Raw genomic sequence first — 13,828 nt, 5'->3', positions numbered from 1 at the left:
GATTGCGCCATGGCCTTGACCACCCGCTGTCCGCAGTGCGGCACCACCTTCAAGGTGGTGCCTGACCAGTTGCGGGTCCGTAATGGCCTGGTGCGCTGCGGCGCCTGCTCGACCGTGTTTGACGGGCGCGCCTGCCTGGTGCCGGCCACGGGCGCGGCGCCGCAACCCGAGCCGCCCGCCGCGCCGGCCATGCCGGTGACGCCGGCCGCCAGTCAGGCCGCGCCGGTCCTGGCGGCGCCCGTGGCTCCCGCTGCGCCGCAGAATCCATTTGCGCCAACAGCCTCCATTGCGCCGCAACCTCCCGCCGCGCAGCCGTTCCCAGCCACGCCGCCGGCTCCGCATCCCGCGCCAGCGGCGGATCTTTCACAGATCCCGCCCTGGGACGATGAGCCGGAACCGCCGCGCGCGCCCGTGGCGCCGCCCTATCGTGCGCCGGAGGTTCCGCCCGCCGTGCTGCGCGGTCGCGACGATATCCGGCGGCGCGCGGAGCCTGCGCGCGCCGCGCAGGAGCGCGAGCAGGACGAAGACGACGATCTGCCCGATGACCTGGTCGAAGACTGGGCTGATGGCCCCGCGCACCACCGGGTCGGCCATCGTCCGGCCGACGACGTGATTGCGCAGGACGAAAATCAGGCACGCTGGACCGTCCCAGCGGCGGTTCAGCCCGCCTATCGCCCCGATGCCGCCTCGCGCGGCGCGCATGCGGAGCCTGCCTTCACCATTGGCCGTGCCCGCGCCGACGTGCGCGATGAAGAGCGCGACGACGAATATGACAACGAGTACGCGGACGAGCACCGGGACGATTACAGTGACGATCACGGCCCGGATCGCGACGAATCCGGCGAACCGGTGCTGGGCGACACGCGCACGCGCTATTCCAGCGCCACCGATGTGGGCCGCGCGCCGCCCGAGTTCCTCGACCAGGACCGCGAGGAGCGGCATGGCCTGCTGCGCAAGCTGTGGGGCTATGCCTGCCTGATCGGCCTGATCGGGCTGGGACTGCAACTGGTGTACGTGTATCGCACGGATATCGCCAACTCCGTGCCCATTCTGCGGCCGGTGCTGGAGACCGCGTGCCAGCCGCTGGGCTGCACCGTAGGCTATGCGCGCCGTCTGGACCGCATCCTTATCCTCGCTTCGTCGCTGCAGCCGCCGACCGGCGCCGCGGCGATCGACGACGGCCGCAGCCGCCTGGTGCTGACAGTGAATCTACGCAACAGCCATGACAAGCCGCAGCACTGGCCGGCGCTGGTGTTGGATCTGAACGACCTGTCCGATACGGCGGTTGTGCGTCGTGTGCTCAGACCCGAGGACTACCTGACGCCCGAGCAACTTCGTGGTCCCTTCGCGCCTAATAGCGACCTGAAAATTTCCGTGCCTATTGAAGTGACCGGCGTTCAGGTCAATGGCTACCAACTCAGTAAATTCTTTCCTTAAGGGATGACTAGCATGGCAACCCCAGTTCTGGTTTGCGGTTCGATGGCGTTCGACACCATCGCGGTGTTTGAGGGACGTTTCAAGGAGCACATTCTTGCCGACCGCATCCAGTCGCTGAGCGTGTCGTTCCTGGTGCCCAGCATGCGCAAGGAATACGGCGGCTGCTCGGGCAATATTGCCTACAGCATGAATCTGCTGGGCGGCAAGCCCGTGCCCGTGGCGACCGTGGGCGAAGACGCGGGCGAGTACATGGAGCGCATGGCTGGCCTGGGCATCGACGTCAGCCGCGTCAAGGTGATTCCGGACACGTTCACCGCGCAGTGCTTCATCACCACCGACCTGGACGACAACCAGATCACGGCTTTCCACCCCGGCGCCATGGCGCACGCGGCGGAAAACGACCTGAGCGATGCCGACGCGGCTTGGGCCATCGTTGCGCCCGACGCCAAGGAAGGCATGTTCGCCCATGCCGAGCGCCTGCATAAGCGCGGCATTCCGTTCATCTTCGACCTGGGCCAGGCCATGCCGCTGTTCGACGGCGCGGACCTGGAGCGCATGCTAAAGCTGGCACAGGCGCTGACGGTGAACGACTACGAAGCCGGCGTGGTGGAACAGCGCACGGGCCGCAGCATGGAAGACATCGCCCGATCGTTGCAGGCCGTGGTGGTGACGCGCGGCGCGGAAGGCGCCACGTTGCTGACCGAGGGCAAGACCATCCAGATCGCGCCGGTGCGCGCGGCTCAGGTGGTGGACCCGACCGGCTGCGGCGACGCGCAGCGCGGCGGCCTGCTTTACGGCTTGACCAGCGGCTGGAGCTGGGAAGATAGCTGCCGCCTGGGCAACGTCATGGGCGCCATCAAGATCGCTTCGCGCGGACCGCAGAATCACGCGCCGTCGCGCGCCGAGATCGACGCCGTGCTGCACGCGACCTACGGCATCCATCTGCCTGTTTGAACTCCTCGGGAACCCGGTAGTTGCGCCGCGGTCGAACCGTGGGAGAGGGGTGAAGGCGGCGAGTTCCGGCGCCTTTCCCAGCCGCGTTTTTCAGCTTCTGGCGGTGCGTTTCAGTGTGTTGCAGCATCGCTGGCCCCGATTCGGGGCCAGGGTATGATGAGTACATCGTCGGCAATGGCCGATCGAGGAGTCCAAATGAATCAAAGCAAAACTTTTTCCCTGGTGACGCCGCGCGCGGGGCGCTGGCTGGCGATCGCCGCCGTCGTGACCTCGATGGCGGTCCTGGGCGGCTGCGCCAATCGCAGCGCGTCCAGCGGTGTCTACAGCTATGACCAGGCGCAGCGCGAGCAGATCGTCCGCACCGGCACGGTCACCGGCGTGCGTCCCATCGTGATCCAGAACGACAAGTCCAGCGGCGTTGGCATGGTGGCCGGCGGCGCGTTGGGCGGCGTGGCGGGCAACGCCATTGGCGGCGGCACCGGCCGCACCATCGCTACCGTGGGCGGCGTCATCCTGGGCGCGCTGGCGGGCAACGCCATCGAGAACCAGACCGGCAAGAACTCCGGCTACGAAATCACCGTGCGCCTGGACAACGGCGAAACCCGCGTCGTCGCGCAGGAAGCGGACGTGCCCATCAGCGTGGGCCAGCGTGTGCAGGTGATCAGCGGCTCCGGCCCGACCCGCGTCACGCCGATGTAAGCGTCAGTTCGGCGCCGCTTGCGGCGCGGCTGGACAAAGCCCCCGTCAGGGGGCTTTTTTATTGCCGGCGGCCTGCCGGCCCATAAGGGGTAGGGCAGGCATCGCCGCTCAAGCGTAAGAATCTGTCGCTCGGCCGCAACGCGGCGCCCGGGGATTTACCCGCGAACGTTACGTTTGCCAGCCTTTTCTCGCCATTTCCTCCATAAGTTCAATGGCGATTTCACGAACGTAGTGCCATGATTGCGCCTGCGATCGACGTCGTATTGCGAAAATCATGTAACTGAGTGCATCTGAAACGTCGTTCGTGGGGGGGCTGGGTTTTCAGCCCGGTTTCAGCCGTTTCTTTGTAATCTCGTCGTCCTGAATCCCGGGGCGGGGGATATTTGGCCAATCAAGCCCGTAACGCCGCACTATCTATGCATACCGAGCAAGCACTCCACACCAGGATCGGCGAGATCGTCGAGTCGATCGTCATGAAGAAAGTCACCCCCGATACGCAGTTGATTGCCACCGGCCTGGTCGATTCGCTCGCCGCCGTGGATATCACGCTGGCGGTCGAGTCGGAGTACGGCTGCAGCATCCCGGCTCCCGAGATCGCGGAGCATCTACAGTCGGTCCGCACGCTTGCCGGCTATGTCGCTGCCCATACTTCGTAATACCCGGCTGTTGTCTCACGTCGCGGCTGCCGCGACGGCGGTGGCTCTGGCGGTGGGTACGTATTGCGGCGCGGACGATCTGCTCAGCCGAGTCGTGAACCCGATGTCGGCGCCTTCGGCCGCCGCGGCCGCCAAAAGCAACTACCTGCCCAACTTGGGGCCGGACTGGGGCACCCAGCACGTCAACCTGAACCGCCTGGGCAACGCCCTGAGTGACGGCACGCTGGTCGTGCTGGGTTCGTCCGAGTTGTCCAGCCACGACCTGCGTTTCGTGCCTTATCGCTTCTTCCCGGAAGAGCTGAAGGTGCCGACACTGGCCTACGGCCATGCCATGTTCCAGTCCTACGGCATTGTCAGCGTGCTGGAGTCGGTGGCGGATTCGCTCACGCCCAATACGCGGCTGGTGATCATGCTGTCGCCGGCCTGGTTCGCCTCGGGCGGGCAGTTGCCGCGCAGCGCGTTCGCCGAGCACGTCACCGGCCCAGTCTGGGACCGGCTCTGGGACCAGCCCAGCACGCGCGAGCAGATGCAGACCTGGATCAGCGACAACGCCAACTGGGGCCTGCTGTGGCTCATCGCCAATGGCCAGGTCGCGGAACTGAAGGACAAGCTGGCGCTCTGGTGGCATGCACGCAAGGAACCGGCGCCCGATCGTCCCCGCAGCAAGTTGTCCGTGCCCGCGCACCGCTATGTGTCCTGGCCGGCGGCCGCGCGCCTCGATCAGGGCCAGTGGGGGCGTCTGACGCATCAGGCGCGCGCGGTCGAGCAGGACCTGGGCGGGCACAATCCCTACGACGTGCGCGACGATTACTACAAGCAGTACCTGGCGCCGCTGTATTCGCCGGCCCGCAACGAATTCGCCGACGTCGATCCGATCACCCGCGCGGAACTCGGCGATCTGTCGCGCGTGATGGCCCTGCTGCAGAAGCGCAAGGTGCACGCCTACTTCGTCATCCAGCCCTTCAATCCCAAGCTCATTCTGGATGTAGAGCGCTTCGACCCGGTGGTGGCCGCCATCACCGGCATGTGCGAGCGCTACCAGATGGGCTGCCTGGATCTCTACAGCATCCCGTTCGAGCCGGGCATGCTGCGCGACGACATGCACCTGGCCGAACTCGGCTGGGCCATGGCCGATCAAGGCATTGCGGAGTACTTTTCCCGATGAACAAGACTCTTCCCGCGGCCGCGCCTGAAACCGGCCGTGCCGACGACGCGCAGGAATCCCGCAAGGCGGCTGCCGCCTGGGGGCGCCGCTTCTTCTGGCATCTGTGCCTATATATCGGCTTGATCCTGGTGTTCGTGCTGCAGGCGCAGCCCACCACGGGCAGCGGCGGGCCGATAAAAGTCGAATTCCAATACCAACAGTTCTGAGCCCGCCATGGAATTGTTCGCAAGCTTGAGCTTTTTCGGCGGCGCGCTGTGCGGCGGCCTGGGCCTGTTGGCCTATCGTTCCTTCGGCATGCCATTGCGGATCGGCTACCGGCACATCATCGGCGTGATCTGCCTGGGCGTGTGGATGGCGGTGTTCTGGGCGCGTCCCTACCAGCCTATCGCCCTGCTGGCCATTTCCGGCAGTGCATTGTGGGCCATGCGGCGCAACTACATCCCCACTTGGCTGGCCGTGATCATCACCATGACGCCGCTGCTGCTGGTGAAAACCGGCGTTTCGCACCTGGGCGCCATGCTGGGGCTGTCCTTCGCCACGTTCCGCGCCATTGATGTGCTGCTGTTCGCGCAACGCAATGAACGCGTGTCGCCGCTGGACTACTTCATCTACCTGTTCTTCCCGCTGACGCTTTTGGCCGGTCCCATGTACCGCTGGCGCAATTTCCAGGCGGACCTGAAGCGCGGCTATGAAGGCGTGAACCTGAACACCTGGCTCAGCGGCCTGGAGCTCATCATGCTGGGCGTGATCCAGAAGTTCGGCGTGGCCGAGCTGATCTGGCGCTACGGCCTGGCGACGCTGGACGCGCACGACTACTCCTTCACCGGCGTGGCGCTCAACGCCTCGCTCTACAGCGCTTACCTGTTCTTCGACTTTGCCGGCTATTCCACGATGGCGATCGGGATCGGCATGCTGTTTGGCTTCACCTTGCCGATCAACTTCCGCAATCCCCTGGCCACGCTCAACCCGCAGGATTTCTGGCGCCGCTGGCACATCAGCCTGTCGGAGTGGCTGCGCGACGTGGTGTTCATGCCCATCTACAAGGCGCTGAGCAAGACCAAGTTCTTCGGGCGCCATCGCATGGCGGCGCAGAACATCGGCATCTTCGCGACCTTGCTGGCCATGGGCGTCTGGAACGGCCTGTCGCTGCACTACATCGTCAGCGGCCTGATGTTCGGCGCGTACTCTGTAGGCCACAACCTGCTGATCAACGCCGCCCGCACCCGTCCGGGCCTGCAGGCCGCGCTGGCGCAACCGGTCATGCGCTTTCTCGGGCGCGTGCTCACCTTGATTCTTGCTGCGCTGGCGCTTTACGTGTTCAGCGGCCGCAGCCCCATCTGACGCCGGGAGTTTCGGCATGCGTTTCGATCTGAAGTCTTTCCAGTTCACCGATTGCGAGCGCGCGCCCGATGCGCCCGCTGTCGTCGCCGCCGACCGCAGCCTGAGCTGGGCGCAATTGCGCGACGAAGCCGGCGCCTGGGCCGAAGCGGCGCGCAGGCATGGCGCGGCGCCGGATGTGCCGGTGGCCATCTACGGCCACAAGGAAGCCTCGTTCTTCGTCGCCATGGTTGGCGCCCTGCTGATCGGGGCGCCTTTCGTGCCGGTGGACACGATCTATCCGCAGGAGCGCCTGCGCCGCATCGTCGAGATCGTGCGCGCCGCCGCCGTGTTCGATGCCGCCAGCGGCAGCTTCACGCCGGGCGAGGGCGCCATGCTGGCCGAGCGCGGCCTGGCCTACGTCATGTTCACGTCCGGCAGCACGGGTGATCCGAAGGGCGTGCAGATCGGCCGCGAAAGCGTCGGCCTGCTGGGCGACTGGATGCTGGGCAGCTTCGGCTTGGGCGAGGCGCCCGTGTTCATGAACCAGGCGCCGTTCAGCTTCGACCTGTCCATGTACGAAGTGTTCGCCACCCTGGCCGCAGGGGGCTGCTGCGTGTTGAATGCGCGTGAGCAGATCGCCGCGCCGGCGGCCTGGATGGCCCGCCTGGCCGAACACGGCGTCACCGCCTGGGTGTCCACGCCGTCGTTCGCGCATCAGCAGTTGGCCAACCGCGATTTCTCGCCAGCCGCCTTGCCCACGCTGCGCACCTTCCTGTTCTGTGGCGAACCGTTGCCGTCGGCGCTGGCCAAGAAACTGCGCCAGCGCTTCCCGGATGCCGTCATTCTGAATACCTATGGTCCCACGGAAGCCACCGTGGCGACCACCTGGATCGAGGTCACCGACGCGGTCCTGGCCGCCCACGATCCGCTGCCGGTGGGACATGCCAAGCCCGACAGCGTGCTGATCGTGGACGAAGGCGAGATCTGCATCGTGGGCGATCACGTCATGCGCGGCTATCTGAACCGCCCGGACCTGAACGAGGCCAAGCTCTACACCTACGCCGACGGACGCCGCGCCTTCCGCACGGGGGACCTGGGCCAGATGGAGGGCGACGGCCTGCTGTTCTGCCGCGGCCGCATGGACGACCAGATCAAGCTGAACGGCTATCGCATCGAATTGGCCGAGATCGATGAAGCGCTGCACGGCCTGCCGGGCGTGGAGGGCGGCGCCTGCGCGGTGCTGCGCAGGCCCGACGGCACGGCGGTGCGCTTGATCGGATTCGTGGCGGGGGTGGAGGCCGGGCAGGCGCCGTGCATGCTGGCGCCGGACGCGCTGGCGGGCTGGAAGGAGCGGCTGGCGCAGCGCCTGCCGCCTTACATGGTGCCGTCCGAGCTGGTGGCTTGCCCGGCGCTTCCCATGTCGAACAACCACAAGATCGACCGCAAGAAGCTGGTCGAGATCTACGCCGGCATTCCGGCGTAAGAGCTTGCGGGGCCGCGTGCGGCCCCGCTGCTTTACAGGCCCATCATGCGCTGGCTGATGTTGGACAGCACCATCAGCAGCACCTGCGCGACGATCAGCAACACCAGCGGCGAAAAGTCGATCGCGGTGCGCGGCAGCAGGCGGCGGATGGGGTCCAGCATGGGCGCGGTCAGCGCCTGCAGCAGCGGCATCATGGGCGCCATCGGGTTGACCCACGATAGCACGGCCTGGATCAGCGTCAGCCACACCACCAGATTCAGCGCCCATTTGATGGCCATGATCAAGGCCGAGCCCATGGCCTTGGGCAGGTATTCCACCGGAATCAGCGCGCCGATCGCCACCAGCCAGACCAGCACCAGATAGATCAGCGCGGACAGCCACACGGCGACCAGGCTGGTCCAGTCGATCTTGTTGCCGGCGGGAATGATCTTGCGCAGGGGCATCACCAGCCAGTTGGTGACCTGGTAGATGAAGCGCGACAAGGGGTTGAAGGGGTGCAGCCGTATCGCGTGCATCCAGGCGCGGGCAATCAATGCCGCGCCGAACAGCGTGAACACGATTTCGAGAAGGAAGCGCAAGATTTCATCGAGCATGGACACGGTCACCCTGAAAAAGAGGAGTCAATTGTCGCACGCCAAAGCGAAAAATCGCCCGCAGGCAGCGCGTGCTCGCAGTCCTTGGGGGAGGCCGGTCGATTCCGGACCGCGCGGACATGAAAAAGCCGCCCGGCCTAGGCCAGGCGGCTCTGCGAAGCTAGCGCTTCGAACCGTCCGGATTAGGGACGGCCACCCGTCGGGAACGGCCACGACGCGGCGGGGTTCAGCGCGGTCTTCGCGCCCGGGGCGGCAGCCGTGGACGGCGGCGTTACGGGCTTCTTCGGAGCGGCTTTCTTCGCAGCGGGCTTCTTGGCGGCGGCAGGCTTCTTGGCAGCAGCAGGCTTGGCTGCAGCGGGAGCCTTCTTGGCAGCGGGGGCCTTCTTGGCAGCAGCCTTCTTGGCAGCAGGCGCCTTCTTGGCGACGGCCTTCTTGGCAACCGCCTTCTTGGCAGCAGGAGCCTTCTTGGCGACGGCCTTCTTGGCTACCGCTTTCTTGGCGACGGCCTTCTTGGCGACGACTTTCTTGGCTACGGCTTTCTTGGCGACGGCCTTCTTGGCAACCGCCTTCTTGGCGACGGCTTTCTTGGCCACGGCCTTCTTGGCGACGACCTTCTTGGCTACCGCTTTCTTGGCGACTGCCTTCTTGGCGACGGCCTTCTTGGCTACCGCTTTCTTGGCGGCGACCTTCTTGACTGCCGGCTTCTTGGCGGCAACCTTCTTCACTGCCGGCTTCTTGGCAGCGACTTTCTTGACGGCTACCTTCTTGACGGCAGCTTTCTTGGCCGGTGCGGCCTTCTTCGCTACTGCCTTCTTGGCGGCGGGCTTCTTCACCGCTTTCTTTACGGCTTTCTTGGCTGTTGCCATGGTCATGCTCCTTAGGTTCAGGGGTCCCAGAACTTAAACCCGTGCCCCGATCCGCCAACGGCGCATCGTGCCCGGGCTATTCATCGGCGCAAGCCGCTGTTCTGTGCGAGCAACAGCTACTACGGTTTGCGCTAATGAATTCGGCACAGCCATTTGATATGGCCCCCGCTCCTATGGCGCGAGCCATTTCAAATGGCGCCGGCAGGCGACCTGATCACAGGCCGCCGACCGCTTGTTCTACGTGTTCGAAATGCCCCCACGCCGCGCCTTCGGCTCGCTGCCCCCCGAGGGGGTGCGCTTTTCCTTGAGACGGCCCGGCGGCAAAACACCCTGACCAGGGAGAGCGTCATCAAGCCTGTCGCGAACGCGACGCTCCTTGCTTCTGGAGCGTGCCCGCGCCGGGCCTGATGACGTACTGCTTTTACTCCCAGCTCAGCGTGCCACCGGTTTGGTATTCGATCACGCGAGTTTCAAAAAAGTTGCGTTCCTTTTTAAGATCGATCATTTCCGCCATCCACGGGAAGGGATTTTCTTCCTGGGGGTACAGCGGTTCGATACCGATTTGCTGGCAACGACGGTTGGCGATGAAGCGCAGGTAGGATTTGAACATAGGTGCGTTCAAGCCCAACACGCCGCGCGGCATCGTGTCTTCGGCGTAAGCGTATTCGAGTTCGACCGCTTTGCGGAAGAGTTCTCGAATTTCTTCGCGGAATTCCGGCGTCCACAGATGCGGATTTTCCAGTTTGACGGTGTTGATCAGGTCGATGCCGAAATTGCAGTGCATGGATTCATCGCGCAGGATGTACATGTACTGTTCGGCGGCGCCGGTCATCTTGTTCTGGCGGCCCAGCGCCAGGATCTGCGTGAAGCCAACGTAGAAGAACAGACCTTCCATCAGGCAAGCGAAGACGATCAGCGACTTCAGCAGCGTCTGGTCGGCTTCGGGAGTGCCCGTCTTGAAGTTGGGGTCCGCGATCGCGTCGATGAACGGGATCAGGAACTCGTCCTTGGCGCGGATGGACGGCACTTCGTTGTAAGCGTTGAAGATCTCCGCTTCGTCCAGGTCCAGGCTTTCGACGATGTATTGATAGGCGTGCGTGTGGATCGCTTCTTCGAACGCCTGGCGCAGCAGGAACTGGCGGCACTCGGGCGCTGTGATGTGGCGGTAGGTGCCCAGCACGATGTTGTTCGCGGCCAGCGAGTCGGCGGTGACGAAGAAACCCAGGTTGCGCTTGACGATGCGGCGCTCGTCCTCGGTGAGCCCGTTCGGGTTCTTCCAGAGGGCGATGTCGCGCGACATGTTGATCTCTTGCGGCATCCAGTGGTTGGCGCAAGTGGCCAGGTACTTCTCCCACGCCCACTTGTACTTGAAGGGCACGAGCTGGTTGACGTCGGTCTGGCCGTTGATGATGCGCTTGTCGGCAACCTTCACGCGTTGCGAGGTGGCGGCGCCGCTGGCGGCCAGGCCGGCCGCGTGTTCAGGCGCGGCGGGCGTGGGCATGGCGGTGTCGCCGAAAACACCGGTCGCCGCCCGGACTGCGGGCGCAGCCTGCCCGCCCGCCGCGGGTGCGGGCGATTGTGCAGGTTGCGTGGCGATGGTGTCGTCTTCCCAATTAATCATGATTCATTCTCCGGAGGCGGTTATTGGCAGGCTTCGCACTCTTCGAAGCCGGGGTCGCCCGGCCGCATGGTGCAAACCGCCCCGAGAACTTCGGGTTCCGGCAAAACAGGTGCAGCAGCGACAGCGGCGGACGTGGACTGGCCTCCTGCGGAAACGGCGTTCAATTCGCCGCCGCGTCCCGTGGACTTCTCGGCGCTGGTGGCGCCCAGGGTACGCAGGTAGTAGGTCGTCTTCAGGCCGCGCTTCCAAGCCAGCTTGTAGGTGTCGTCCAGCTTCTTGCCAGACGCGCCGGCCATATAGATGTTCAGCGACTGTGCTTGATCGATCCACTTCTGGCGGCGCGACGCGCATTCAACCAGCCAGCTCGGTTCGACTTCGAACGCAGTGGCGTAGAGGTCGCGGAGTTCGGAAGGTACGCGATCGATGCGGGACAGGCTGCCGTCGAAGTACTTGAGGTCGGCGACCATGACTTCGTCCCAGAGACCGAGTTTCTTCAGGTCACGCACGAGGTAATCGTTAACGACCGTGAACTCGCCGGAGAGATTCGATTTGACGTACAAGTTCTGGAAAGTGGGTTCGATGCACGCAGATACGCCAATGATATTGGAAATAGTCGCGGTTGGGGCGATTGCGATGCAATTGGAGTTGCGCATGCCATGTTGTTTGATGCGCGCGCGCAACGTATCCCAATCGAGCGTGCTCGACTCATCGACTTCAACATGACCACCGCGTTCATCGCGCAGCATCTTCAACGTGTCTTGCGGCAAGATGCCGCGCGACCACAGCGAGCCTTCATACGATTGATAGCGGCCGCGCTCTTCAGCGAGCAGGCTCGAGGCCCAGTACGCGTGATAGCACACGGCTTCCATCGAACGGTCGGCGAATTCGACGGCGGACTGCGATGCGTAAGGCACGCGCATCATCTGCAGGCAATCCTGGAAGCCCATGATGCCCATGCCCACCGGACGATGGCGCGCGTTGGAATTGCGAGCCTTGTCGACGGCGTAGTAGTTGATGTCGATCACGTTGTCGAGCATGCGCATGGCGATGCTGACGGTGCGCTTGATCTTGTCGTGGTCGAGTTCGAAACCGCCGCCGGCAGCCGGCTTCATGTGCGCGACCAGGTTTACGGAACCCAGGTTGCACACCGCGATTTCGGATTCGTTGGTGTTCAGCGTGATCTCGGTGCAGAGGTTCGAGCTGTGGACCACGCCGACGTGCTGCTGCGGCGAGCGGATGTTGCAAGGATCCTTGAACGTGATCCAGGGGTGGCCGGTTTCGAACAGCATCGACAGCATCTTGCGCCACAGGTTCAGCGCCGGCATCTTCTTGAAGAGCTTGAGTTCGCCGCTGGCCACGCGCGCTTCGTAGCCCACATAGGCTTCTTCAAAGGCGCGGCCGTACTTGTCGTGCAGGTCGGGGCAGTCGGACGGCGAAAACAGCGTCCAATCGCCGCCTTCCATGACGCGCTTCATGAACAGGTCGGGAATCCAGTTCGCCGTGTTCATGTCGTGCGTGCGGCGGCGCTCGTCGCCGGTGTTCTTGCGCAGCTCCAGGAATTCTTCGATGTCCAGGTGCCACGATTCCAGGTACGTGCAGACAGCGCCCTTGCGCTTGCCGCCTTGGTTCACTGCCACAGCGGTGTCGTTGACGACCTTCAGGAACGGAACGACGCCTTGGCTTTCGCCATTGGTGCCCTTGATGTGGCTGCGCAGCGCGCGCACCGGGGTCCAGTCGTTGCCCAGGCCGCCGGCGTACTTGGCCAGCAGCGCGTTTTCCTTGATGGCGTCGTAGATGCCTTCCAGGTCGTCGGAGACGGTGGTGAGGTAGCACGACGACAGCTGCGAGTGCAGGGTGCCGGAGTTGAACAGCGTCGGCGTCGAGCTCATGAAGTCGAACGAAGACAGGATCTCGTAGAACTCGATGGCGCGGGTTTCGCGGTCAGCTTCGCGCAGCGCCAGGCCCATGGCCACGCGCATGAAGAACACCTGCGGCAGTTCGATGCGGGTGCCGCGGATATGCAGGAAGTAGCGGTCGTACAGGGTCTGCAGGCCGAGGTAGCCGAATTGGAGGTCGCGCTTGGCGTTCAGGGCGTGGCCCAGCTTGGTCAGGTCATAGCTGGCCAGGTCGGGCGACAGCAGGCCGCCTTCGATGCCGCGGGCGATGAAGGTGGGGAAGTATTCGGCATAGCGGGCGGCCATGCCGTCCTGAGAGACTTCCTCGCCCAGCACTTCCTTGCGGATCGTGTGCAGCAGCAGACGGGCGGTGACCTGGCTGTAGGCGGGGTCCTTTTCGACCAGCGCGCGCGCGGACAGGATGGCGGACTTGAACACTTCGTCGACGGGAATGCCGTCGTACAGGTTCTTGACCGTTTCCTTCAGGATCGCTTCCGTGTCGATGAATTCGGCCAGGCCTTCGCCGGCGGCTTCGATGGTGGCGCGCAGTTCAGCCAGGTCCAGCGGGCGGCGCACGCCGGCGTCGGTCACGTTCAGCACGTGCTCCTGCGGGGCGGCGGCCTTCTCCTGGGTGTCGGCGGCGGCAGCGGCCGCGGCGCGTTCCTGCGTGCGCTTTTCGCGGTACAGCACGTAGGCGCGGGCAACGTCGTGTTCGCCCGAGCGCATCAGGGCCAGTTCGACCTGGTCCTGGATGTCTTCAATATGGAAGGTGCCGCCGTTGGGACGGTTGCGCACCAGGGCGTTGACGGCCTGGCTGGTCAGGTTCTCGACCAGCTCACGCACGCGCGCCGAGGCCGCGCCTTGGCCGCCGTTGACGGCCAGGAAGGCCTTGGTCATGGCGATGGCGATCTTGTTGGGTTCGAACCCGACCACCGAGCCATTGCGGCGAATGATGTTGTAGCTGGCCCATTGCCCGCCATTGGCGTCGGCAGGGGAATCGGTTTGCGAGGGCGGCACGGCCGTAGGCCGGGTCACAGAGGCGATCGTAGTCTGCATGGAAGCTCCTGTGCGAAAAGCGCGTAGATAGCGACATGACGACGTCATGTCAGGTACGAAATTGGATCTTTTGAGGGGGTCGC

12 protein-coding genes are annotated in these 13,828 nt (G+C 64.5%); 8 read left to right on the top strand and 4 right to left on the bottom strand.

What is annotated here, in order from left to right; all coding sequences use genetic code 11:
* Positions 1 to 9 precede the first annotated feature (9 nt).
* The 8 genes from IPU70_RS23930 (at position 10) to IPU70_RS23895 (ending at position 7,714) form a co-directional block, all read left to right on the top strand.
* Positions 10 to 1,437, top strand: coding sequence for a DUF3426 domain-containing protein (locus IPU70_RS23930; protein WP_207471041.1), 1,428 nt, complete (start codon positions 10 to 12; stop codon positions 1,435 to 1,437).
* 12 nt (positions 1,438 to 1,449) lie between these two features.
* On the top strand, positions 1,450 to 2,391 hold the full coding sequence (locus tag IPU70_RS23925; RefSeq protein ID WP_207471040.1) for a carbohydrate kinase family protein: 942 nt from the start codon (positions 1,450 to 1,452) through the stop codon (positions 2,389 to 2,391).
* 195 nt (positions 2,392 to 2,586) lie between these two features.
* A complete protein-coding gene (locus IPU70_RS23920; protein ID WP_013391382.1) occupies positions 2,587 to 3,090 on the top strand; it encodes a glycine zipper 2TM domain-containing protein in 504 nt (167 codons plus the stop codon).
* A 416-nt stretch (positions 3,091 to 3,506) separates the two neighbouring features.
* Entirely contained in the window at positions 3,507 to 3,746 is a 240-nt protein-coding gene (locus IPU70_RS23915) for an acyl carrier protein (protein ID WP_207471039.1), read from the top strand.
* On the top strand, positions 3,724 to 4,911 hold the full coding sequence (locus tag IPU70_RS23910; RefSeq protein ID WP_207471038.1) for a D-alanyl-lipoteichoic acid biosynthesis protein DltD: 1,188 nt from the start codon (positions 3,724 to 3,726) through the stop codon (positions 4,909 to 4,911). Before IPU70_RS23915 ends, IPU70_RS23910 begins: the two co-directional genes overlap by 23 nt.
* Entirely contained in the window at positions 4,908 to 5,117 is a 210-nt protein-coding gene (locus tag IPU70_RS23905) for a hypothetical protein (RefSeq protein ID WP_207471153.1), read from the top strand. Before IPU70_RS23910 ends, IPU70_RS23905 begins: the two co-directional genes overlap by 4 nt.
* A 7-nt stretch (positions 5,118 to 5,124) precedes the next feature.
* The gene (locus tag IPU70_RS23900; RefSeq protein WP_207471037.1) at positions 5,125 to 6,252 is read left to right on the top strand and encodes an MBOAT family O-acyltransferase; all 1,128 of its coding nucleotides are present in this window, start codon (positions 5,125 to 5,127) and stop codon (positions 6,250 to 6,252) included.
* A 16-nt stretch (positions 6,253 to 6,268) separates the two neighbouring features.
* Entirely contained in the window at positions 6,269 to 7,714 is a 1,446-nt protein-coding gene (locus IPU70_RS23895; RefSeq protein ID WP_207471035.1) for a D-alanine--poly(phosphoribitol) ligase, read from the top strand.
* 32 nt (positions 7,715 to 7,746) lie between these two features.
* Here IPU70_RS23895 and IPU70_RS23890 read toward each other — a convergent pair whose 3' ends face one another.
* The 4 genes from IPU70_RS23890 to IPU70_RS23875 all read right to left on the bottom strand — a co-directional run bounded on the left by IPU70_RS23890 (position 7,747) and on the right by IPU70_RS23875 (position 13,745).
* Positions 7,747 to 8,307 carry a YggT family protein gene (locus tag IPU70_RS23890; RefSeq protein WP_207471034.1) on the bottom strand — a complete coding sequence of 187 codons (561 nt, stop codon included), beginning with the start codon at positions 8,305 to 8,307 and terminating at the stop codon, positions 7,747 to 7,749.
* 182 nt (positions 8,308 to 8,489) lie between these two features.
* Positions 8,490 to 9,173, bottom strand: a complete 684-nt coding sequence (locus IPU70_RS23885; RefSeq protein ID WP_207471032.1) for a histone H1-like DNA-binding protein — start codon at positions 9,171 to 9,173, stop codon at positions 8,490 to 8,492.
* A gap of 421 nt (positions 9,174 to 9,594) precedes the next feature.
* Positions 9,595 to 10,794 (bottom strand): ribonucleotide-diphosphate reductase subunit beta, encoded by a 1,200-nt coding sequence (locus IPU70_RS23880; RefSeq protein ID WP_207471030.1) that lies wholly within the window; start codon positions 10,792 to 10,794, stop codon positions 9,595 to 9,597.
* 20 nt (positions 10,795 to 10,814) lie between these two features.
* Entirely contained in the window at positions 10,815 to 13,745 is a 2,931-nt protein-coding gene (locus tag IPU70_RS23875) for a ribonucleoside-diphosphate reductase subunit alpha (RefSeq protein ID WP_207471028.1), read from the bottom strand.
* Positions 13,746 to 13,828 lie beyond the last annotated feature (83 nt).

Origin of the sequence: Achromobacter sp. SD115 (assembly GCF_017355315.1) — a bacterium.
Lineage (GTDB): Bacteria > Pseudomonadota > Gammaproteobacteria > Burkholderiales > Burkholderiaceae_B > Achromobacter > Achromobacter xylosoxidans_B.
Note: the sequence above shows the minus strand (reverse complement) of the source record. Positions and strands in the feature narration are given on the sequence as shown.

Bases quoted from the DNA above. Each gene is read 5' to 3' on its own strand.
- IPU70_RS23930 (WP_207471041.1), top strand. From the start codon at position 10: ATGGCCTTGACCACCCGCTGTCCGCAGTGCGGCACCACCTTCAAGGTG.
- IPU70_RS23925 (WP_207471040.1), top strand. From the start codon at position 1,450: ATGGCAACCCCAGTTCTGGTTTGCGGTTCGATGGCGTTCGACACCATC.
- IPU70_RS23920 (WP_013391382.1), top strand. From the start codon at position 2,587: ATGAATCAAAGCAAAACTTTTTCCCTGGTGACGCCGCGCGCGGGGCGC.
- IPU70_RS23915 (WP_207471039.1), top strand. From the start codon at position 3,507: ATGCATACCGAGCAAGCACTCCACACCAGGATCGGCGAGATCGTCGAG.
- IPU70_RS23910 (WP_207471038.1), top strand. From the start codon at position 3,724: ATGTCGCTGCCCATACTTCGTAATACCCGGCTGTTGTCTCACGTCGCG.
- IPU70_RS23905 (WP_207471153.1), top strand. From the start codon at position 4,908: ATGAACAAGACTCTTCCCGCGGCCGCGCCTGAAACCGGCCGTGCCGAC.
- IPU70_RS23900 (WP_207471037.1), top strand. From the start codon at position 5,125: ATGGAATTGTTCGCAAGCTTGAGCTTTTTCGGCGGCGCGCTGTGCGGC.
- IPU70_RS23895 (WP_207471035.1), top strand. From the start codon at position 6,269: ATGCGTTTCGATCTGAAGTCTTTCCAGTTCACCGATTGCGAGCGCGCG.
- IPU70_RS23890 (WP_207471034.1), bottom strand. From the start codon at position 8,307: ATGCTCGATGAAATCTTGCGCTTCCTTCTCGAAATCGTGTTCACGCTG.
- IPU70_RS23885 (WP_207471032.1), bottom strand. From the start codon at position 9,173: ATGGCAACAGCCAAGAAAGCCGTAAAGAAAGCGGTGAAGAAGCCCGCC.
- IPU70_RS23880 (WP_207471030.1), bottom strand. From the start codon at position 10,794: ATGATTAATTGGGAAGACGACACCATCGCCACGCAACCTGCACAATCG.
- IPU70_RS23875 (WP_207471028.1), bottom strand. From the start codon at position 13,745: ATGCAGACTACGATCGCCTCTGTGACCCGGCCTACGGCCGTGCCGCCC.